The organism is Enterobacter sp. 22499 (assembly GCF_052044815.1).
Taxonomy (GTDB): domain Bacteria; phylum Pseudomonadota; class Gammaproteobacteria; order Enterobacterales; family Enterobacteriaceae; genus Enterobacter; species Enterobacter bugandensis.
Genome location: NZ_JBQENR010000001.1, coordinates 346,010 through 367,618 on the forward strand (window position 1 = coordinate 346,010; position 21,609 = coordinate 367,618).

Annotated in this window: 19 protein-coding genes; 10 read left to right on the top strand and 9 right to left on the bottom strand. The window is 55.7% G+C overall.

Annotated features, from left to right (window positions below; genetic code table 11):
• Nucleotides 1-8: 8 nt before the first annotated feature.
• On the top strand, nucleotides 9-695 hold the full coding sequence (locus ACTJI7_RS01590) for a GntR family transcriptional regulator (protein ID WP_028013010.1): 687 nt from the start codon (nucleotides 9-11) through the stop codon (nucleotides 693-695).
• Between the two features lie 33 nt (nucleotides 696-728).
• Here ACTJI7_RS01590 and ACTJI7_RS01595 read toward each other — a convergent pair whose 3' ends face one another.
• Nucleotides 729-1,160 (bottom strand): universal stress protein, encoded by a 432-nt coding sequence (locus ACTJI7_RS01595; protein ID WP_041910207.1) that lies wholly within the window; start codon nucleotides 1,158-1,160, stop codon nucleotides 729-731.
• Nucleotides 1,161-1,448: 288 nt separating this feature from the next.
• On the opposite strand from ACTJI7_RS01595, the gene ydfZ reads away from it, so the two are divergent.
• A complete protein-coding gene (ydfZ, locus tag ACTJI7_RS01600; RefSeq protein WP_028013008.1) occupies nucleotides 1,449-1,652 on the top strand; it encodes a putative selenium delivery protein YdfZ in 204 nt (67 codons plus the stop codon).
• A 43-nt stretch (nucleotides 1,653-1,695) separates the two neighbouring features.
• Here ydfZ and ACTJI7_RS01605 read toward each other — a convergent pair whose 3' ends face one another.
• From ACTJI7_RS01605 to manD, 4 genes are all read right to left on the bottom strand, one after another.
• Entirely contained in the window at nucleotides 1,696-3,159 is a 1,464-nt protein-coding gene (locus tag ACTJI7_RS01605) for a mannitol dehydrogenase family protein (RefSeq protein ID WP_063153930.1), read from the bottom strand.
• Between the two features lie 221 nt (nucleotides 3,160-3,380).
• Nucleotides 3,381-4,748 (bottom strand): MFS transporter, encoded by a 1,368-nt coding sequence (locus ACTJI7_RS01610; protein WP_440669567.1) that lies wholly within the window; start codon nucleotides 4,746-4,748, stop codon nucleotides 3,381-3,383.
• A gap of 72 nt (nucleotides 4,749-4,820) precedes the next feature.
• Nucleotides 4,821-5,840 (bottom strand): Zn-dependent oxidoreductase, encoded by a 1,020-nt coding sequence (locus tag ACTJI7_RS01615; protein ID WP_063153928.1) that lies wholly within the window; start codon nucleotides 5,838-5,840, stop codon nucleotides 4,821-4,823.
• Nucleotides 5,841-5,854: 14 nt separating this feature from the next.
• Complete coding sequence (gene manD / locus ACTJI7_RS01620; RefSeq protein ID WP_028013004.1) at nucleotides 5,855-7,069, bottom strand: D-mannonate dehydratase ManD; 1,215 nt, start codon at nucleotides 7,067-7,069, stop codon at nucleotides 5,855-5,857.
• A 297-nt stretch (nucleotides 7,070-7,366) separates the two neighbouring features.
• On the opposite strand from manD, the gene ACTJI7_RS01625 reads away from it, so the two are divergent.
• Together ACTJI7_RS01625 and speG are read left to right on the top strand one after the other, a co-directional pair.
• Entirely contained in the window at nucleotides 7,367-7,705 is a 339-nt protein-coding gene (locus ACTJI7_RS01625) for a DUF1283 family protein (protein WP_008502414.1), read from the top strand.
• Nucleotides 7,705-8,265 carry a spermidine N1-acetyltransferase gene (gene speG, locus ACTJI7_RS01630; protein ID WP_041910220.1) on the top strand — a complete coding sequence of 187 codons (561 nt, stop codon included), beginning with the start codon at nucleotides 7,705-7,707 and terminating at the stop codon, nucleotides 8,263-8,265. The genes ACTJI7_RS01625 and speG overlap by 1 nt, the downstream gene beginning before the upstream one ends.
• Before the next feature lie 17 nt (nucleotides 8,266-8,282).
• Here speG and ACTJI7_RS01635 read toward each other — a convergent pair whose 3' ends face one another.
• Complete coding sequence (locus ACTJI7_RS01635) at nucleotides 8,283-9,029, bottom strand: YnfC family lipoprotein (protein WP_032644870.1); 747 nt, start codon at nucleotides 9,027-9,029, stop codon at nucleotides 8,283-8,285.
• 69 nt (nucleotides 9,030-9,098) lie between these two features.
• Here ACTJI7_RS01635 and ACTJI7_RS01640 point away from each other — a divergent pair, with 69 nt between their 5' ends.
• The 3 genes from ACTJI7_RS01640 to dmsD all read left to right on the top strand — a co-directional run bounded on the left by ACTJI7_RS01640 (nucleotide 9,099) and on the right by dmsD (nucleotide 12,669).
• Nucleotides 9,099-9,392, top strand: coding sequence for a DUF1161 domain-containing protein (locus ACTJI7_RS01640; RefSeq protein WP_028013000.1), 294 nt, complete (start codon nucleotides 9,099-9,101; stop codon nucleotides 9,390-9,392).
• A gap of 131 nt (nucleotides 9,393-9,523) precedes the next feature.
• Nucleotides 9,524-11,962, top strand: coding sequence for a selenate/tellurate reductase subunit YnfE (gene ynfE, locus ACTJI7_RS01645; protein ID WP_440669570.1), 2,439 nt, complete (start codon nucleotides 9,524-9,526; stop codon nucleotides 11,960-11,962).
• Nucleotides 11,963-12,054: 92 nt separating this feature from the next.
• Nucleotides 12,055-12,669: a Tat proofreading chaperone DmsD gene (gene dmsD / locus ACTJI7_RS01650; protein ID WP_440669572.1), complete on the top strand. Its 615-nt coding sequence runs from the start codon at nucleotides 12,055-12,057 to the stop codon at nucleotides 12,667-12,669.
• Between the two features lie 35 nt (nucleotides 12,670-12,704).
• Here dmsD and ACTJI7_RS01655 read toward each other — a convergent pair whose 3' ends face one another.
• Entirely contained in the window at nucleotides 12,705-14,435 is a 1,731-nt protein-coding gene (locus ACTJI7_RS01655; RefSeq protein WP_045631623.1) for a SulP family inorganic anion transporter, read from the bottom strand.
• Nucleotides 14,436-14,668: 233 nt separating this feature from the next.
• Nucleotides 14,669-15,505: a MipA/OmpV family protein gene (locus tag ACTJI7_RS01660; protein ID WP_063153925.1), complete on the bottom strand. Its 837-nt coding sequence runs from the start codon at nucleotides 15,503-15,505 to the stop codon at nucleotides 14,669-14,671.
• A 203-nt stretch (nucleotides 15,506-15,708) separates the two neighbouring features.
• Here ACTJI7_RS01660 and ACTJI7_RS01665 point away from each other — a divergent pair, with 203 nt between their 5' ends.
• The 3 genes from ACTJI7_RS01665 to ACTJI7_RS01675 all read left to right on the top strand — a co-directional run bounded on the left by ACTJI7_RS01665 (nucleotide 15,709) and on the right by ACTJI7_RS01675 (nucleotide 18,391).
• Nucleotides 15,709-16,386, top strand: coding sequence for a response regulator (locus ACTJI7_RS01665; protein WP_028012995.1), 678 nt, complete (start codon nucleotides 15,709-15,711; stop codon nucleotides 16,384-16,386).
• Nucleotides 16,386-17,774, top strand: a complete 1,389-nt coding sequence (locus ACTJI7_RS01670; RefSeq protein WP_063153924.1) for a sensor histidine kinase — start codon at nucleotides 16,386-16,388, stop codon at nucleotides 17,772-17,774. Before ACTJI7_RS01665 ends, ACTJI7_RS01670 begins: the two co-directional genes overlap by 1 nt.
• 137 nt (nucleotides 17,775-17,911) lie before the next feature.
• Nucleotides 17,912-18,391, top strand: a complete 480-nt coding sequence (locus ACTJI7_RS01675; RefSeq protein WP_028012993.1) for an RrF2 family transcriptional regulator — start codon at nucleotides 17,912-17,914, stop codon at nucleotides 18,389-18,391.
• Between the two features lie 58 nt (nucleotides 18,392-18,449).
• Here the strand turns inward: ACTJI7_RS01675 and oqxB are convergent, their stop codons facing one another.
• Nucleotides 18,450-21,602: a multidrug efflux RND transporter permease subunit OqxB gene (gene oqxB / locus ACTJI7_RS01680; protein ID WP_028012992.1), complete on the bottom strand. Its 3,153-nt coding sequence runs from the start codon at nucleotides 21,600-21,602 to the stop codon at nucleotides 18,450-18,452.
• Nucleotides 21,603-21,609 lie beyond the last annotated feature (7 nt).

Here is a 21,609-nt window from a genome sequence, read left to right on the forward strand (position 1 = left end):
GACAACTCATGGCCGCTGAATCGCAACTCAATCCCACCCAGCCCGTAAACCAGCAAATCTATCGCATTTTGCGACGTGATATTGTCCATTGCCTGATCCCACCGGGAACACCGCTTTCTGAAAAAGAGGTCTCCGTGCGATTTGACGTGTCCCGTCAGCCGGTACGTGAAGCATTTATTAAGCTTGCGGAGAACGGCCTGATTCAGATCCGCCCGCAGCGCGGCAGCTACGTGAACAAAATTTCACTCTCACAGGTGCGCAACGGCTGTTTCGTACGCCAGGCAATTGAATGCGCGGTGGTGCGCCGTGCCGCGACGCTCATTAATGACAACCAGTGTTACCTGCTGGAGCAAAACCTGCATCAGCAGCGCATTGCGATTGACCGTAAACAGCTCAACGATTTCTTCCAGCTTGATGATGAGTTTCACCAGAAGCTGGCGCAAATTGCAGACTGCCAGTTGGCCTGGGATACCATCGAGAATATCAAGGCCACAATTGACCGGGTGCGCTACATGAGCCTCGATCACGTCTCCCCGCCGGAAATGCTGCTCCGCCAGCATCACGATATTTTCAGCGCGCTGGAAAAACGCGACCCGGACGGCGTGGAAAAAGCGATGACCCTGCATCTGCAGGAGATAGGCGAATCCGTGCAGCTTATTCGTCAGGAAAATAGCGAGTGGTTTAGCGAAGAGTGATATTTGCCGCCCTTTTCGCGGGCGGCGCCGTAATTAGCGAACGACTAACACCGGAATTGTGGCGTAGCGCAGAATAGACTCCGCATTTGACCCCAACAGATGGGTGGTGATGCCCGGATTTTTTGACCCGATGACAATCACGTCATATTCCCCTTCTTTGCTCAGCTTGATAATTTCATCGCGGACGCTGCCAAAACGAACCAGAGTGTGAATATTCTCCGGGGAGATATCGAACAGTCGTTTTAACTCGTTCATTTTCTTCCCGGATTCTGCGCTCATATACTCTTCAAACTTTTTAATATCGGCGTTGAATCCGCGCAGCAGAGACCGGCTGCTGGCAGGCAGAATATTGACCAGGGTAATCGACGCGCCCTCGGCCTTCGCGAGGTTAGCCGCGTGGCGAACCGCTTTGTCGCTTAAATCCATTTCAAACACGTCAACAGGCATCAAAATCTTCTTATACATAAGCCTGACTCCTTATTCCGATGAAGGGTTATTTCCTGCAACCAGAATGGCATCGGGAATATAAACCAATCCTCAACGCTTCCCCGTAGAAACTATCAATAAGTGAAAATAACGGTCTGCTTTGTAAATTACCGTCATGAAGCGTCAACGCCCCATGTAATAAAGAAAAAAGTGTGAGTTTGATCAAAAACAAAAACATGACTGGCAGACAGGCGTATTTATAGTGCCCCGTGAACGGCAAAACCTGAAATAGCGCCGTAACGGATAGTTTAGAGAGGAGAAAATACCATGATGACATACGACCGTAACCGCAATGCAATCACCACCGGCAGCCGCGTCATGATTAGCGGCACCGGCAAAACCGGCGTGATTAAGGCGATCCACAGCGACGGGCTGGATGCCGCGCAGGTGCGCCGTGGCAAAACGGTGGAAGTGGAAGGATGCGAAGGTAAGTTCGAACCAATTGAACTGATTCGTCTGGGTATGCACTAAATTGTGCGCCGACATGCCGCCGCGAACGGCGGCATGTGTTGAATTACAGGTGCGACACGTACTCCGCCACCGTGGTCTTTGCCCCCTTCTGCAGCAGCGTCTGATACGCGCTCATCACGGCATCTGTGAAGGCTTTTTCTCGCGGCAACTCTTTCCCAAAAATGGCCTCAATGCCGAGCAGCGCGTTAACCCGGTTTTCCCCTTCGGCACTTCCCTTCACCGCCGCCTGAATCACCGCCAGCTGCGGATCGCTCACGTCGATAGCGTTACCCTGCTCATCCACGCCGCCGACATAGCGCATCCACCCAGCCACGCCCAGCGCCAGCAGTGGGAAAGGCGTCTGGTGCACCAGGTGCCAGCGCGCGGGATCCAGCATCCGCTGCGGAAGCTTCTGGCTGCCGTCCATCGCAATTTGCCAGGTACGGTGGCGCAGGGCCGGGTTACTGTAACGGGCGATCAGCAGGTCAGCGTAGCGTTCTAAATCGACGCCCTTCACTTTCAGGGTCGGCGCCTGCTCGTTAAGCATCAGCGCGTGCGCGGCGACGCGATAGTGTTCGTCTTCCATACACTCATTGATGTGCTGATAACCGGCCAGATAGCCCAGGTAGGCCAGGAAAGAGTGGCTGCCGTTGAGCATGCGTAGCTTCATCTCTTCAAACGGGATCACGTCTGAAACCAGTTCGGCTCCGGCTTTTTCCCATTCCGGACGCCCGGCCACAAAGTTATCCTCGATAACCCACTGGCGGAACGGCTCGCAGGCCACCGCCGCCGGATCGCGTACGCCGGTCAGCTGCGCGATTTTATCCAGCGTATCGGGTGTGACCGCCGGCACGATGCGGTCCACCATGGTTGACGGGAAGGTGACGTTAGCCTCGATCCAGTCCGCCAGCTCGCCGTCTACCGCCCGGGCGTAAGAGCAGGTGACATTGCGCATCACGTGACCGTTCTCCGGCATGTTGTCGCAGGACATCACGCTAAACGCGGGCAGCCCCGCCGCTTTACGGCGCGACAGCGCTTCCACCACCACGCCCGGCGCGGATTTCGGCTGATGCGGGTTTTGCAGGTCGGCAACGATGAAAGGATGATCGAGCATCAGTTGCCCGGTTGCCGGAGAGTGGCAGTAGCCTTTTTCGGTGATGGTCAGCGAGACAATCGCCACCTGCGGTTCACACATTGCCGCCAGCACGCTTTCCAGCCCGTCGACCTGCGCGTGCAGGGCCTTTTTGACTACGCCAACCACGCGGGACGTCCAGGCATCGGCAGACATTTCCGCTACGGTGTAGAGGTTATCCTGCGCCTTCAGGTCGGCAATCTGCTGCTCGCCGCCAATCAGGTTAACCTCACAGTACCCCCAGTCGCTGCCGTGTTCAGCCGCGAGGATGTCCGCATACACCGCCTGATGCGCGCGGTGAAATGCGCCGAAGCCTAAATGTACAATGCGTGCTTTAAGGCTGTCGCGATCGTACTGAGGCAGCGTCGCGTTGGCCTGTAATAAGGTGTTTTCCATGATTAAGACTCGCTAATTAGAAAGCTGTGGATCGCTGCCGCCCCTAGTCCAGAGCAGCAGCGCCTGCTGACTACACCAACTAGAATGGCAGTCGGGGTAAAAAATTACTGCCATCAACCATACTGATACTGCCGTTTGAGTTTTTGATTTATATTAACTTTTGCTCAGGTGGTGTGACATAAACAAAAAGTTGTGTGATAAGTCACGAAAGATGTAAACCGCTAGCGTCGCGTGGAGACCGCGCCGTAACCCACGCGCTCTTTCGGCGCGGCCTCGGCGGCATCTTCAGCCGCGCTGAGGTCGCGGTCGCGGACTTCCGGCATCAGGAACGCCGAAACCAGCCCAATCACGGAATAGGCCACCAGCATGGCTACAATCGGCCACCAGGAACCCGTCATATTGCAGAAAATCCCCGCCAGTACCGGGCCAAAACCCACCGCCACCAGACCGCCCGCCTCCTTGGAGATAGCCATACGGGTAAAGCGATTTCGCGAGCCAAACATCTCCGCCATGGTGATATTTTCCAGCGCAAACAGCCCCAGCACGGCGAAGTTATGGATAACGATGATCGAGAGCATGATTGTCCCCGGCGCATAGCTCTTATCGACGATAATCGACAGCATCGGGTACGCCAGAATAATGGCGGAGATATTGAGGATAATGTACGGCAGCCTGCGCCCCACTTTGTCGGAAAGCCAGCCCAGCAGCGGGATGGAGATAAACCCGAGAATAGAACTTATCATCAGCGCGTCGGTGGGAATCGCTTTATCGAACAGCAGCGTCTGGACCAGATAACCCGCGAGGAAGGTCTGGATCAGCCCGGAGTTGCCCGCCTGACCGAAACGCAGGCCGGTCGCCAGCCAGAAGGATTTACTTTTCACCATTGAACCCAGCGAGGTGTCCGGCTGCACGGTTTCTGCATCGTTTACTTTCTCAAAGACCGGGCTCTCCTTGAGGTTCATTCGCAGCCAGATGGCAAAGATCATCACCACGACGCTGGCAAGGAACGGCACGCGCCAGCCCCAGGCGAGCAGCTGTTCACGATCGAGGGCGAAGAACATAATGGCCCAGATCGCCGTGGCGCTCAGCGTCCCGCAGTTAGTCCCCATCGCCACCAGCGAGGAGATGATGCCGCGTTTCCCTTTCGGGGCGTACTCCGCCAGCATGGTCCCGGCCCCGGAGATCTCCGCCCCTGCGCCCAGCCCCTGAATGATACGCAGCATCACCAGCAGTACGGGCGCAAAAATGCCGATCTGCGCGTAGGTCGGCAGCACGCCAATCAGCGTGGTGCAGATCCCCATCATGGTGATGGTGATAAACAGCACCTTTTTACGGCCAATGCTGTCGCCCATTCTGCCGAAGATAAAGGCCCCGACGATACGCGCGATGTAGCCCGCGCCGTAGGTTCCCATCGCCAGAATCAGCGCCATCGCGGCCGACTGTTCCGGGAAGAAGATTTCATGAAATACCAGCGCCGCCCCCAGCGAGTAGAGCTGGAAATCCATAAACTCCAGCGCGGTGCCCAGCCAGCCGGAGACGGCGGCTTTCACCAGATCTGAGGTAGTTCTTTGAGGTTGTGCTTGCGTCATAATGGCTATCTCTAAAGGTAAGATGCGTACCACTGAGAGCCCGTCTTCGCGGGCTCTTAACCGCGTGTAGGGTTATTGCCCGAACGTCAGTAAAACCTTGCAGCACTGCCGCTGGTCTTTTTCAAACAGTTCGATGGCGTCTGTTACATGGTGATAGTCAAAGGTATGGGTGATCAGTTTTTCCGGATCGATCAGCCCTTTTTCAAGCCAGTCGATGACGACCGGGAATTTGTTGGCATTGAGGCGCGAGGAGAAGATCGCCAGCTCTTTACCGGTAATCCCCTGCTGGACTATCTGGCTCGGCTCGCTGGAGAAGCCCATCAGCACGATGCGCGCCGCCGGGGAAGCCAGGGTGACCGCCTCCTGCAAAATCGACGGATGACAGGCGGCATCAATAATCAGCGTCGGCTTGATGCCTTTTTCGTCCAGCGCGGCCTGCAGCGACGTTTCGCCGTTATTAAAGACCCAGTCCGCGCCGCTGCGCTGGGCCATGGCCAGACGCTCATTGATTCTGTCGACGACGATAACCTGCTTCACGTTGTAGACGCCCTTCAGTGCCTGTACGGTGACCAGTCCCATCGGCCCTGCACCGTAGATCAGCGCAACGTCCTGTTCGGTAGGGCTAGCCTGCCCCGTCACGTTGGCGGCAATGGTGAAAGGTTCAACCATCACGGCGTGTTTATCCGGGATCGCATCCGGGATGCGCCAGGCATTTTTAGCGGGCACGGCGGCATATTCGCTGAATCCGCCGTCGCGGTGGACTCCCAGCACCACCAGCGAGGTGCAGACGTTAGGCTTGCCGACGGAACACGGGTAGCAGTGCCCGCAGTTGATCACCGGATCCACCGAAACGCGCTCCCCTAACCGGGACGGTTCTACGCCCTCGCCCACGGCGTCGATCGTGCCAAAAAACTCGTGGCCAATCACGCGCGGATATTTTGCAAACGGATTATGCCCGCGGTAGATGTGGCTGTCTGACCCGCAGATCCCGGCCAGCTTGATTTTGACGCGGACTTCCCCTGCGCCTGGCTCCGGGCGCGGACGCTCTTCAATTACCAGCTGGTTCGGCTGTTGAATCACTACGCTTTTCATCGTTTGCTCCTCGGTTACCAGTTCCACAGCGTGCCGTCTTCGAGACGGGCCACCGGCAGATAGGCCGGATCGTACGGGTATTTCGCCGCCAGCTTTTCATCAAACTCAATGCCCAGCCCCGGCTTCTCGCCCGGATGCATATAGCCGTTATCAAAGCGCCAGCTGTGCGGGAAGACTTCCAGCATCTGTTCGGAGTATCCCATATATTCCTGCACGCCGAAGTTCGGCACCCAGAGGTCGAAATGCAGCGCGGCTGCGTGGCAGATCGGCGACAGATCGGACGGGCCGTGCGAGCCGGTACGCACCTGATAGAGCGACGCGAAGTCCGCGATGCGGCGCATCCCGGTGATCCCCCCCGCATGGGTGATAGTGGTGCGGATATAGTCGATAAGCTGCTCTTCGATAAGCTGCTTGCAGTCCCAGATGCTGTTGAACACCTCGCCCACCGCAATTGGCGTGACGGTATGCTGGCGGATCAGGCGGAAGCACTCCTGGTTTTCCGCAGGTGTTGGGTCTTCCATCCAGAACATGCGGAACGCTTCGATACTCTTGCCGAAGCGCGCCGCTTCGATGGGCGTCAGGCGGTGGTGCATGTCGTGCAGGAGATGCTCATTGAAGCCAAATTTACTGCGCACCGCGTCAAACAGTTTTGGCGTGAAATCGAGGTATTTCTCGGTGGACCAAAGCTGCTCTTCCGGCCAGTCGCCTTTGGTGGCGGGCTCGTAGGCCAACCCCTTCCCTTTAGCCATGCCGTAGGTGGTTTTCATGCCCGGCACGCCGCACTGGACGCGGATCGCCTTAAAGCCCATCTCCTTATGGCGGGCGTAATCTTCCAGCACGTCGTCAATGGTGTGCCCGGTGGTGTGGCAGTAGACCATTACGCCCTCACGGGATGCGCCGCCCAGCAGCTGGTAGAGCGGCATATTGGCCGCTTTGGCTTTGATGTCCCAGAGCGCCATATCCACGGCGGAGATGGCCGACATGGTGACCGGCCCGCGGCGCCAGTAGGCGCCCTTATAGAAGAATTGCCAGATATCTTCGATACGGTGCGCGTCGCGGCCAATCAGCTGCGGGCAGAGGTGATCTTTCAGGTAGGAAGCAACGGAGAGTTCACGCCCGTTCAGCGTGGCATCACCGAGGCCAACGATCCCTTCATCGGTAGTGATTTTAAGGGTGACAAAGTTCCGCCCCGGGCAGGTAACAAACACGTCAGCCGCGACAATCTTCATAATTCCTTTCCTTACATCGTTCGTTGTGATGACGGAAATTTACCCACTCACATAACTACCATACAAGTATGATGATCATAAAATCGGCTAACGATCACAAAAACGGTCGCCTGCTCGTCCCCCTAAAACCCATCATTTTGTGCCTGTTTCACTTCAGGTGACGATTCATTTAGGCAGCGTACCTGAAGATATCTTTTACTTTTCCATACCCGTGTCGCGGGTATGCCGTTATTGCTCTTTGGTGTAGAATCTGAACGGGGAAACTTGCTCATCTGCACCCATTTAAAAGGAAACGCTATGACTACATTAAGCAAACGCCTTTGTCTGACAGCCCTGCTGGCGCTGTCATCGTTCGCCTTTGCCGCCTCTGCGACAGCGGAAACCAGCAAGCTCATTATTGAGTCTGGTGACAGCGCGCAAAGCCGCCAGAACGCCGCGATGGACAAAGAACAATGGAATGACACCCGCAGCCTTCGTCAGAAGGTCAACAAACGTGCTGAAAAAGAGTGGGACAAAGAAGATGTCGCCTTTGACGCACGCGATAAGTGTCAGCAAAGTGCGAACGTCAATGCCTACTGGGAGCCGAACACCCTGCGCTGCCTGGATCGCCGCACTGGTCGTACGGTAGCCCCATAATGTCGGCACCCTGTGACGTAAAACTCCGGCCGCTGGAGCGTGAAGACCTGCGCTTTGTTCACCAGCTCGACAATAACGCCAGCGTGATGCGCTACTGGTTCGAAGAGCCGTACGAGGCCTTTGTCGAGCTGTCGGATCTTTACGACAAGCACATTCACGATCAGAGCGAGCGTCGTTTTGTGGTGGAGTGTGAAGGCGACAAAGCCGGGCTGGTGGAGCTGGTTGAGATCAACCACGTTCACCGCCGGGCGGAGTTCCAGATCATTATTTCGCCGGAGCACCAGGGGAAAGGCCTGGCCTCCCGGGCGGCGAAGCTGGCGATGGATTACGGATTCAACGTCCTGAATCTCTACAAGCTTTATCTGATCGTGGATAAAGAGAACGAAAAAGCGATCCATATCTACCGCAAACTGGGCTTTATGGTAGAAGGCGAGCTGATTCATGAGTTCTTTATCAACGGTGAATACCGCAATACCATCCGCATGTGCATTTTCCAGCATCAGCATCTGGCCGGTCACAAGCCGTCAGGTGCCAGCCTGCTGAAACCAACCGCGCAGTAGCCTGCGCGGTTTCATTCTCAGTAATACTCAATCGTGTTTTTGATGGTGTACTTGCGCTCAACGGCGGGTTTGACGCTGTCGTCCGTGATCGTCAGATCGCAGCTCACCGGGTTATTGTGGCGATCGTAGTCGCAGCTCTGCGTCACGTTGCCCAGCGGCTTATCGTTTAACAGGCTCACGGCCGAGTAATCCATTCTTTTGCGCAGATCCTTAGACGGCGTCGACTGTACCGATAAATGCTGATCTCCGGAGACGGTGGTTTTGCCAAGCGGGTAGCCATCCGCATCGTAGCGGTACTTCACCTCCATCTCTTTACCATGTGCGGCCACCACAAAGCCGTTGTCGTCGGTATCCCACGTCACCCCAGCTGAAGGCAGTTCGGCCAGCTGGCATTTGCCCTGCAGCTTCACCTTACGCTGCTGGGTTTCTGCATCGATGTAGTAGTTGGCATCCAGCACCAGCGCTACGCCCGTGTTAGCCTCCAGGTCGTGCAGCTCCAGAGTATCGAAACACCCTTCCGCCGACACGGTGCCGGTGACCCGTTTGGACACTTCACCCTTCTCGTTGAACAGCGTCTGGGTAAAATCCTTGACCGGGCCGCGAAGAGGGTCGAAATCGAATTCGTTCGAAAAACTCGCCATCTCGGGCGTAAACGACAGCGGCGCGGAGTTGTTATCACACCCTGCGAGAGTAGCTGCCAGGAGCGTTATCGCTGCATATTTCTTCACATTCTTTACCAATACAGAGAGATTATTCCCAATCATATTAGCAAATACAGTTGTTTACACGAAGCCTGCTAAAATTAATCTCTACACAGAGAAAAGGAGCTACAGATGAAACGGTTACCCTGGATTACCGCCCTGCTGTTAATGAGTGCCTCAACGGCCGCGCTGGCGGCACCGGACTCCTGCGAGCGCGTGAAAAGCGACATTCAGCAGAAGATCATCAACAACGGCGTGCCGGAGTCAGGTTTTACGCTGAACATTGTGCCGAACGATCAGGCTGACCAGCCGGATGCTCAGGTGGTGGGCCACTGTGCCAACGACACCTTTAAAATTTTGTACACCCGTACGGGCAGCGGGGCGGCGTCCGGCAATCAGGATAATGCGCCGGCTGAACCTCAGTAAATCACCGTCAATCCCCTTTGATTTGACAAGGATTAATATTTAATACCTCCAAATAAGTAACACTCACCCCATCATTAGCCCGGTTATCGTTTCGGGAAAAATAATACGTAATCACAATGGTGGGGTGAGCCATGTCCGATATCGAACATCACGGCGGGATTAGCCGTCGAACACTCGTGAAATCTACGGCGATAGGTTCTCTGGCGCTTGCCGCTGGCGGAATTTCGTTGCCTTTTGGACTGAAAAGCGCCGCAGCCGCGGTACAAAATGCAATGAAACCGGCAGAAGATAAAGTGGTCTGGGGCGCCTGTTCGGTCAACTGCGGCAGCCGCTGTGCGCTGCGTCTGCACGTCCGCGATGACGAAGTGTACTGGGTCGAAACGGATAACACCGGTGAGGATATCTACGGCAATCACCAGGTCCGGGCCTGCCTGCGCGGGCGCTCCATTCGCCGCCGCATCAACCACCCTGACCGTCTGAACTACCCGATGAAACGCGTGGGTAAGCGGGGTGAAGGCAAGTTCGAGCGCATCAGCTGGGACGAAGCGCTGAACGCCATCACCGCCAGTCTGAAAGACGTGGTCAGCAAGTACGGCAACGAAGCGGTGTATATTAATTACTCCTCCGGGATTGTCGGCGGCAATATCACCCGCTCCTCCCCTTACGCTTCGCTGGTGGCGCGCCTGATGAACTGCTACGGCGGTTTCCTGAGCCACTACGGCACCTACAGCACGGCGCAAATCGCCTGCGCGATGCCTTATACCTACGGCAGCAACGACGGCAACAGCACCTCGGATATCGAAAATACCAAACTGGTGGTGATGTTCGGCAATAACCCGGCGGAAACGCGCATGAGCGGCGGCGGGATTACTTACTATCTGGAGCAGGCCCGCGAGCGTTCTAACGCACGCATGATTGTCATCGACCCGCGCTACACCGATACGGCAGCCGGACGCGAAGACGAGTGGATCCCGATCCGTCCGGGTACCGATGCCGCCCTGGTGGCGGGGATTGCCTGGGTATTGATCGACGAAAACCTGGTTGACCAGCCGTTCCTGGACAAATACTGCGTTGGCTACGATGAGAAAACGCTGCCGGAAGGTACCCCCGCTAACGGTCACTACAAAGCGTACATTCTCGGCCAGGGTGAGGACAACACGGCGAAAACGCCGGAGTGGGCCTCGCGCATCACCGGCATTCCTGCAGAACGCATCATTAAACTGGCCCGCGAGATTGGATCCGCGAAGCCGGCCTATATCTGCCAGGGCTGGGGACCACAGCGTCAGGCGAACGGTGAACTGACCTCCCGCGCCATCGCGATGCTGCCGATTCTGACCGGCAACGTGGGGATCAACGGCGGCAACAGCGGCGCCCGTGAGTCGACCTACACCATCACTATCGAACGTATGCCGCTGCCGGAAAACCCGGTCAAAACGCAAATTTCCTGCTTCAGCTGGACGGACGCCATCGCCCGTGGCCCGGAAATGACCGCTCTGCGCGACGGGGTGCGCGGTAAAGATAAGCTGGACGTACCGATTAAGTTCATCTGGAACTACGCGGGCAACACCATTATTAACCAGCACTCCGATATCAATAAAACCCACGATATTCTGCAGGACGAAAGCAAGTGCGAAACCATCGTGGTGATCGACAACTTTATGACCTCATCGGCGAAATACGCCGATATCCTGCTGCCAGATTTAATGACCGTCGAGCAGGAAGACATTATCCCTAACGATTACGCCGGGAACATGGGTTACCTGATTTTTCTCCAGCCCGTGACCGCGCCGAAGTTTGAGCGCAAGCCTATCTACTGGATCATGAGCGAAGTGGCGAAACGCCTCGGACCGGATATCCATCAGAAATTTACCGAAGGACGAACGCAGGAAGAGTGGCTGCAGTATCTGTATGCCAAAATGCTCGCTAAAGATCCCACACTGCCGTCCTATGACGAGCTGAAAAAAATGGGCATCTATAAGCGCAAAGATCCGAACGGACACTTTGTGGCCTATAAAAAATTCCGCGAGAACCCGGAAGCCAACCCGCTGAAAACGCCCTCAGGCAAGATTGAAATTTATTCCAGCAAGCTGGCGGATATTGCGGCGACCTGGGAGCTGGCAAAAGATGAGACGATCAGCCCGCTGCCCGTCTACGCATCCACCTTTGACGGCTGGGATGCGCCCGAGCGCGCGCAGTTCCCGCTGCAGCTGTTTGGCTTCCATTTTAAAGCCCGCACCCACTCGAGCTACGGTAACGTCGACGTGCTGCAAGCGGCCTGCCGCCAGGAAGTCTGGCTGAATCCCGTTGATGCCGCGAAACGTGGCATTAAGAACGGCGATACGGTGCGCGTCTTTAACGATCGCGGTGAGGTGAGAATAGAAGCGAAAGTCACGCCGCGCATCATGCCAGGCGTAAGCGCCATGGGCCAGGGAGCCTGGCACGATGCCAATATGAATGGCGATCGTATCGACCACGGCTCGTGTATCAACACCCTGACCACGCACCGCCCGTCACCGCTGGCAAAAGGCAACCCGCAGCACACCAATCTGGTGCAGATTGAGAAGGTGTAAGGGGTGAATTCTATGACCCTGGTTTATGCTTTGGTCTGTATTAATGGTTAACCACGTCGCGCGGACATAACCGCGCGAGCAAGGAAGGTTTAATGAAAGACGTCTCACACCGTGACTCGTTCGCGTTCAGCGCCCGCGTATTGGGCGCGCTGTTTTACTTCGCGCCAGACAGCGAGCAGACAGCCCCGCTGGTGCAGGCACTTACCGCTGGCGAATGGATAGAGGACTGGCCCGTGGCGCCGGAAACGCTGCTGCCCGTTGCCGAAACCTTTGCCTCATCTTCCGATGAGCCGCTGACGGATGCCTGGCAACGGCTGTTTATTGGTCCTTATGCCCTGCCCGCTCCGCCGTGGGGTTCCGTCTGGCTGGACCGTGAATCCGTGCTGTTTGGCGATTCGACCCTCGCGCTGCGCCAGTGGATGCGGGAAAACAATATCGCGTTTCAGATGCAGCAAAATGAACCGGAAGATCATTTCGGCACCCTGCTGCTGCTGGCGGCATGGCTGGCCGAGAATGGCCGCGAGTCGGAGTGCGATCGGCTTCTGGCGTGGCATCTGCTGCCGTGGAGCACCCGCTTTCTGTCGGTGTTTGTCGACAACGCCGGGCATCCGTTCTATATCGCGCTCGGCAGGCTTGCGCAGCTGACGCTGGCGGACTGGCGATCGGCGTTGGTTGTTCCGGTTGCGGAAAAGACGTTGTACCGCTAAGGGATATGGCTTGCTCGCGGGTGGCGAGCAAGCCTTTAACCAGGGTTTGGTTGTGCATCACCACCTGATTCACTCACACTTTCTTTGCTTTGAATGAACCGGAGTGCCAAATAGAGGTCTGGCGCCAGAATCATGTCATCATCATTCATCGTTGGCCGACTTTCTTTAAACCAACGTGTTAATTCCGTTTTCCTGCCCGCAAGGATTAACATAATCTGTCGGGCTTTCAGGTCACGCTTTAACTCATTAATGGTTGCCAGGACACTGATATCTGAATAGGTGAAGCAAGCCACGGCATCAATAACCACCCATTTAGGTTGTACTGCTGCACCATCAACCAGGTTCAATACCCGACGTTTAAAATAAGCCACATTAAAATAGGTCAACGGTGAGTTAAATCGATACATCAGCACGCCCGGGACCATTTTAATATCGGTTGTATTACCTAATGAGTGGATCATTCCATTTTCGTCAGTCCCGAGTAAGTGCTCAGAGGGACGAAATACCGTACGCAGGAACTGTAACAGGCCAAGCAACACCGCAAGGCCGATCCCCTGGATTACACCGATGATTAAAACACAGCCAAACGTGAAGAAGGCCAGGCGAAATGCCTGTTTATTTCTTCGCCTCAGGTTCCATAAACCACGTAAATCAATTAATGACCACGATGCATACATTAGAACAATACCTAATGCAGATACCGGAATAAATTGTAATGGCTGCGTGAAAAATACCACCACTAAACCTATCAGTAAGGCTGCGACTATGGAAACCAGCTGACTTTTCCCCCCAACGGAATCATTAACCGCGGTCCGGGAATCGGCTCCACTGATGGCAAATCCCTGAGATAACCCAGACATAATGTTCGCAATACCCAGTGCCCGGAACTCTGCATCAGCATTAATTTCATAGCCATTTTTCGCGGCGAAACTGCGGGCGGTCAGCATCAGACTGACAAAACTTACTAAAGCCAGGTTCAGCGCCGGGATCACTAATTCTCGCATCGGACCGGGCTGGAACGCCCCCCAGTTAACGACGGGTAAACCAGGCTGGAAGCCATCCCCCCCAATCGTGGCAATACCATACTGTTGCGCAGATGTTCCCCATACCAGTATCGTTGTTATCACAATGGCAATCAGAGGTGCTGGCCAGTTGCTGCGATACGTTTTGATAACCATTAAAATAATTAACGTTAAAAGTGATATCCCTATTGTTAATACATGGCTGTCTAAAAGTCGGCCTGGCAAGGCCAGTATTTTCTCAATAACCTGCGCTTCATCGAGCTTGATCCCCAAAACCTTGCCTAATTGCCCGACAATAATCGTCACGGCTACGCCATTAAGCAACCCTGTAAGAATGGGATGAGAAAGGAGATCGGCAAGTGCACCCAGATGGAATTTACTGGCAAGCAGGCACCACCCGCCCATCATCAATGTCATGACGATCGTCAGTTGCCAGTGCAGTTCAGGATTGCCTGCAGAAAGAGGAAACACGACGGCTGCAATCACGGCGCAGGTCGTTGCATCAGGGCCAACAATAAGCTGACGTGAAGAACCAAACAGTGCATAAGCTATCATCGGTAAAACGCAGGAATAGAGCCCCACTATTGCCCCAACACCCGCCAATTCAGCATAAGCAATAGCAACTGGTAGCGCTACAGCCGCGACGGATAATCCAGCTTTAACATCATGTTTTAGCCAGCTTTTATCGTAGGCTAACAAATTTTGTAACCCTGGCATGTACTTTAACAATAATTTTCCGAGCACTTTATTCTCCGGACAGGGATTATAGCCACGTAATATTGACACACTTCTCAGTGAGGTTATGGTTTCCAAATGCTCCGGAGTCAGGTCGATGCCTCTCAGTTCTTAATAAAACGTCAGTCAACTCATTATTCTGACTGCTGTTAAACATCATTTAAAAACTACCGCCCCATCATCTTTCCGGGGCGGTTCAAATTCGTCGCTATTGCGCGCTCATATCTATAAGCAACCTGCAATCAGAAACTGTACGTCACCTTCAGGCTTCCCGTTGGCGACGTTTTACGTTGCACGATCGGGCTATCACCCGCATCCCCCGTCAACTGCGTTACGCCCGCGGAGGTGAGAACGCTCCAGCGCGAGGTGAGCCTGTAGGTCCAGTCAAGGTTCATCGACCAGGCGTAAATTCCCGCTCCGGCGTCATGTCGGGCAAATCCCGATGCGGCGGACTGGGCAGCATTAACCCCATAGTACGTTTGCATGTACTTGCCGGAACCCCAGCTGCCCGTCAGCCCCAGCGTCACCGCATTTTTCGACGATGTATAGAGCGGGCTGGAAATGCCGAAATGCACCGCCTCACCGTTGTCTCTCTCAGAAACCGGGATCTCAGCCTGCAGCTGCAGATTGAGCCAGTCGGTCACCTTATACCCCAGACCCGGCACCACGATAGCGGAACCCTTGATATCGCCCATCCCCCGCAGGTAGTCGCTGCCGGAGCTGATCGAATCACTGCTCACGTCTTTATCTTTACGGCCTGTTCGGTAGCTCACTGCGGCGTTGTAATCCAGGTTGCCAATGTTGTTTCCGTAACCGATACCCCGCGTGGTGCTGATAAAGAAACCATTTGCCATGGAATAATCTACTACCTGAGCTGCCGAGACCCGGCTTTTATCCGAACCCGAGTAGCGTGGCGCGACGTCCACGCCTCCCCCCAGGGTTATGACATTGCCCTGTTTCTGCTCTGCCGCCAGTACCGGGGTAGCCAGTAACGCCAGAATAACGCCCGGCACGATGTTTTTCAGTCTGCGGCTCGGAAGTAAATAGGGGAAAGAATGACGCAGTTCGATGTTACTCATTGAAGAAGTCCTTTGGATTCAAATGATTGCGATGCAAGCGGTTTACACGCCAGAGCACTCATTCTGAATACTCACCCTGAGGTTCTTATGAGCCGAAAATGAAGAAAGACTGAAGCGCGTGCGGGCGCTGTCAACCGGACGGATTTCCTGCTACCGTTTTTTTCTTAAGTTGTTCTTCATTCACTGTTGATACAGTTACCAATGTGAAAATCTTACTAATCGAAGACGACCTGGATCTCGGCAATGGCGTACGTATCGCCCTTTCAGATCAAGGATTTGATGTCATATGGGTTCGCCGTAAAGAGGATGCGCTGCATCAGCTTGAGGTCGGCGTGCCGGAACTTATTCTGCTCGACCTGGGGCTGCCCGACGGCGACGGCATGAGCCTGATGACGCGTTTGCGCCAGCAGCTTAAGGGGATCCCCGTCATTATCCTGACGGCGCGAGGCACCCTGCAGGATCGCCTGTGCGGGCTGGATGCTGGCGCAGACGACTATCTTGTCAAACCCTTCGTTCTCGCCGAACTGCTGGCGCGAGTCAGAGCCCTTGCGCGACGCAGCTACGGTTTTGAAAATGAAGCGATAGAAATCAGGAGCTTATCGCTTCATATCCCGACGCGTCGCGTAACGGTGAACGCGCGTCACGTTGAGTTGACGGCCAGTGAATATGCGCTGCTTGAAACATTGATGCTGCGCGCTGACCGGGTGATCACGCGGCGGTTCCTGGAAGAGAGGATATTTGGCGCGAAGGAAAATCTCAGCAATGCACTCGACGTGCATATGGGGAATTTGCGGCGAAAAATTGGTGACGGCTATGTACGAACGGTGCGGGGCGTCGGGTATGTCATTGATACCGTCGCTATCCAGAAGGTGACAGATTAATGCGAAATGTCTGGCACCAACTGAGGCGCCCAACGCTGGTACGGCGAATTATCATCGCCCAGATGCTGCTGCTTACCCTGCTGTGGTGTCTTTTTTTAACCTTTATTTTATTGGAAGACCTGCGTAGCCCTCCGATACTCACGGGAAGTAAGACTTACGAAACCATTTTTACTCTGGTTGATCTCAGTGACGAGCGCCCGCAGGATCGTAATGATGTCCTGGAAGCATTCAGCAAAGCGTTGCGGGAAGGCTATGGCGGCGGTGAAGATCCGGAGTTGTCGATTAACCTGATCGTTCGCAAAAACAACGAGGTTATTTTCTCTTCTGATGGTGCACCTACGGGGGTAAAAAACACCAGACTGGGCGAAATGCAGCGCGTTCAGAGTGAAGGTCACGCCTGGACGAGCCGCACGCTTAAATCCCCCCACTCCAACGTGGAGGTTACCCTTTTCACCCCTGCCGGAAGCTGGAACTTCTTTATCTACCTGAACTCGCGGGGCTACTACATTATGCCGCTGCTGGTGTGCATTCCTTTTCTTCTTTTTCCTGCGTGGCTGTCAATCCGCATTGCGATGCGCCCCTGGAGCAAGGTGGTTAATGAGATTTCATTACGTTCGCCTGACGATCTCTCCCCTTTAAAGGCCGTTCCCGGGCATAAGGAACTCCGCCAGATGGTGGACGCGATTAATGACTTTCTTGCCAGAGTGCGGGAAAGCGCTGAACGCGAACGGGTATTCATTGCGGACGCCGCGCACGAGCTGCGTACGCCGCTGGCCGCGATGCGCATCAACGTGGAGGCGCTGCAGTCCTGGGTGAGCAGCGAGAGCCAGCGGCAACTGCTTGCAGGGATTGTGCGCAGCAATAGCCGGGCGGCCCGTCTTGTCAACCAGCTGCTGCTGATGATGCACAGTGAAGCGCGCATTGACACCGCGATGGAGCCCGTGCCGCTAACCTCGCTCATACAAGAGCGGATGGCTGCGCTGGAGCCGCTAGCGTCCGGGCGCAAGATTGAGCTGGAATTCTTCGCTGAGGATGAAATCTGGATCGCTGGCGTCAGGGAGCGTCTGATGTCGCTTATAGACAATCTCATTGAAAACGCCGTGAAGTACAGTCCTGAGGGCGGGCGGATTCAGGTAGAGGTATGCTCAGCAGATAAATCAGCCCAGCTACGCGTCTCCGATCGGGGGCCGGGTATCCCGGTTGAATTGCGCGAGCGCGTATTCGACCGGTTTTTCCGCGATCCCAATCAGCTGCAAAGCGGGAGCGGACTGGGGCTTGCCATTGTCAAAGCCGTTGCACAGCAACACGGCAGCAGCGTAAACCTGAGTACTTCCGCAGAAGGTGGCCTGCTGGTGACGGTTGACTTCCCGAACCGCACATATAGCTAAACCGGAACAGGGTGTTTGATCGCAAATGCCGCAGATTGCTTCAAAAAAATTACCGTATTTGTTATATTGTTGTTTATTGCTTATTCACCTCCGCGGTGCCAAAAAGAACAAGATTCACCGCAACCCAGGAAAGAGAAATGTTAGATTACCGCTTCCCGACAGCTTTGCAGATGGTTCTCAGCGTAGCGATGGCGGAGCAACTAGGTGAACGTTCGACGAGTGCGATTCTGGCCTACGGCCTGGAAGCCAACCCGAGCTTTATCCGCAAATTGATGGTTCCACTCACGCGTGACGGCATTATCGTCTCAACGCTTGGCCGCAACGGCTCAATTCATCTTGGACGTCCGCCGGAAGAGATTACGCTGCGCGATATCTACCTTTCAGTCACCGAAGATAAAAAACTCTGGGCGTCGCGCCCGGACGTGCCGGCCCGCTGCGTGGTCAGCGCGAACGCCTGCTGGTACTTCAAATCTATTTCCGAAGAAGCAGAGCAGGCCTCGCTCGCGGTATTAGCGCGCCACACCGTGGCAAGCGCGCTGGACGAGGTCAAAAAAGCCGATACCAGCGGGTGCGATCCTTTACCTGAACTGATTGCCCAGTACAAAAAAGCCCAGTAATTTACGCAAAAAAAACCGCCCTCATAGTGAGTGCGGTTTTTTGTTATCTGCGATATCCCTACGCAGGCAGAACCTCTCTTTCCACTTTGCCGCGCGTCACGAACTTACGCAGCGTCACGTAAAAGACCGGCGTCAGGAACAGACCAAACAGCGTCACGCCCAGCATCCCGGAGAAGACCGTAATCCCGGTGACGCCGCGCACTTCTGCGCCCGCGCCGTGGCCGAGGATCAGCGGAATGGTCCCGGCGATAAAGGCGATGGATGTCATCACAATCGGACGTAAACGCAGGCGGCACGCTTCCAGCGCTGCTTCCATGATGCCTTTACCCTGAATTTCCAGCTCGCGGGCAAACTCCACGATAAGAATCGCGTTTTTACAGGCCAGCCCCATCAGCACCACCAGCCCCACCTGCACGAAGACGTTGTTATCGCCCCCGGTCAGCCAGACGCCAAACAGCGCGGAAAGCATGGTCATCGGAACGATGAGGATCACCGCCAGCGGCAGCGTCCAGCTCTCATACAGCGCCGCCAGCACCAGGAACGCCAGCAGTACCGCGACCGGGAAAACGATCAGCGCCGTATTGCCCTGCGTGGCCTGCTGGAAGCTCAGATCCGTCCATTCAATGTTCATTCCGTTCGGCAGGATCTGCTTAGACATCGCGTCCAGCTGCGTCATCGCCTGCGCGGACGAGAGCACGCGCGGGTCGGCATCGCCAATCAGATCCGCCGCCGGGTAGCCATTGTAGCGGATCACCGGATCCGGTCCGTAGGTGGTCGTGATTTTCACCATACTGCCAATCGGCACCATTTCGCCCTGGCTATTCCGGGTGCGTAAATTCGCAATATCTTCCACGCTGTCGCGGAACTGCCCGTCTGCCTGCGCCATCACGCGCCAGGTGCGCCCGAACTGGTTGAAGTCGTTCACGTACGACGAGCCCAGATAGGTTTGCAGCGTACCGAACAGATCGGTCAGCGACACGCCCTGCGCTTTCGCCTTATCGCGGTCAACCTGCACGTCCAGCTGCGGAACGTTAGCCTGATAGGTTGAGATCGGGAAGTGCATTCCCGGCGTCTGCATAATCGCACCGGACATAGTGTTCACCGCGTTTTGCAGCGCGCCATAGCCCAGACCCGCGCGATCCTGAATATACAGCGAGTAGCCAGACCCCTGACCCAGCCCCAGAATCGGCGGCGGCAGAATGGAGAAACCAAAGCCCTGCTGGATTTGCGCGATTTTCGCGTTGATCTCCGCGTTAATTTCCGCCGCAGAGTGCTTGCGCTGGTCAAACGGCTTCAGGCCAAAAAACACCGTCCCGGTATTCGGCGTGTTGGTAAACTGCAGCGCGTTCAGCCCCGGGAAAGCTACCGCGTAGTCCACGCCTTCGGTATTCATGCCGATTTCGCTCATTTTGCGGATCACCGCGTCGGTGCGCGCCAGCGACGAGCCTTCCGGCATCTTCACGCCGCCAATCAGGTAGAGCTTATCCTGTGTCGGAATAAACCCGCCGGGTACCGCTTTAAACATGACGCCCGCGGCACACAGCAGCAGCAGATACACCACAAACACCGCGCCGCGTCGGCCAAGCGTTTTGCCCACCAGCCCCTGATAGCCGTTAGAGCTACGATGGAAAAAGCGGTTAAACGGACGGAAAATCCAGCCGAACAGGCGATCGATAAGCCGGGTCGGGAAGTCTTTCGGCGCGCCGTGCGGTTTTAACAGCAGCGCGGCCAGCGCCGGAGAGAGCGTTAGCGAGTTGATGGCGGAGATCACCGTGGAAATCGCTATCGTCACCGCAAACTGCTTGTAGAACTGACCGGTTACGCCGGAGAGGAACGCCATCGGCACGAACACCGCGCACAGCACCAGCGCAATTGCGATAATGGGCCCGGAGACTTCACGCATCGCCTGATGCGCCGCCGCAAGCGGCGCAAGCCCCTCTTCAATGTTTCGCTCGACGTTTTCCACCACCACGATGGCATCGTCCACCACGATACCAATCGCCAGCACCAGACCGAATAAACTCAGGGTGTTAAGCGAAAAGCCCAGCAGATAGAGAATGCTGAACGTCCCCACCACCGACACCGGCACCGCGATCAGCGGAATGATCGACGCGCGCCAGGTTTGCAGGAACAGGATCACCACCAGTACAACCAGCACCACCGCTTCCAGCAGGGTTTGCACCACCGCACGGATGGAGTCGCGCACGAAAACCGTCGGATCGTAAGGTGCCGCCCACTTCATATCTTCCGGGAAACGGGTGGACAGCTCGTCCATTTTGGCGCGCACCGCGTTAGACAAATCGATGGCGTTCGCCCCGGGTGACTGGAAGATACCAATCCCTACCGCGTCTTTATTGTTAAGCTGGGAACGCAGCGCATAGCTGCCGGAACCCATTTCAATCCGCGCCACGTCGCGCAGGCGGACGACCGAACCGTCCTCCGACGTTTTCAGGACAATATTGCCAAACTCTTCTTCGGTATGCAGACGGCCCTGGGCGTTAATGGAGATCAGGAAATCGCTCTCTTTCGGCAGCGGCTCGGCGCCAAGCTGGCCGGCGGAGACCTGCACGTTCTGCTCCTGCATTGCCGTGACCACGTCCGAGGCGGTCAGCCCGCGGGCCGCGACCTTGTTCGGATCCAGCCAGATGCGCATCGCGTATTCACCGGAGCCGAAAATCTGAATCTGGCCGACGCCGGGCAGACGCGCCAGCTCGTCCTTCACCTTCAGCGTGGCGTAGTTGCGCATATACAGTGAATCGTACTTACCGTTGGGCGAGAACAGATGCACCACCAGCGTCAGCGTTGGCGACTGCTTCTGCGTCGTGATGCCCAGGCGCCGCACGTCTTCCGGCAGACGCGCCTCGGCCTGCGCGACGCGGTTTTGCACCTGCACCTGCGCCTGATCCGGATCGGTACCCGGACGGAACGTGACGGTAGTAACCAGCACGCCGTCCGAGCCGGCAACGGATTTCATGTACATCATGTTCTCGACGCCGTTGATCGCCTCTTCCAGCGGCGTCGCCACGGTCTCGGCAATCACTTTCGGGTTGGCGCCCGGATACTCCGCGCGCACCTGTACGCTTGGCGGTACGACGTCAGGATATTCACTCACCGGTAGAAGCGGGATGGCGATTAATCCTGTGATAAAAATCAGAATCGACAGTACGGCAGCGAAAATCGGCCTGTCGATGAAAAAGCGGGAAAAGTCCATGGGAAGG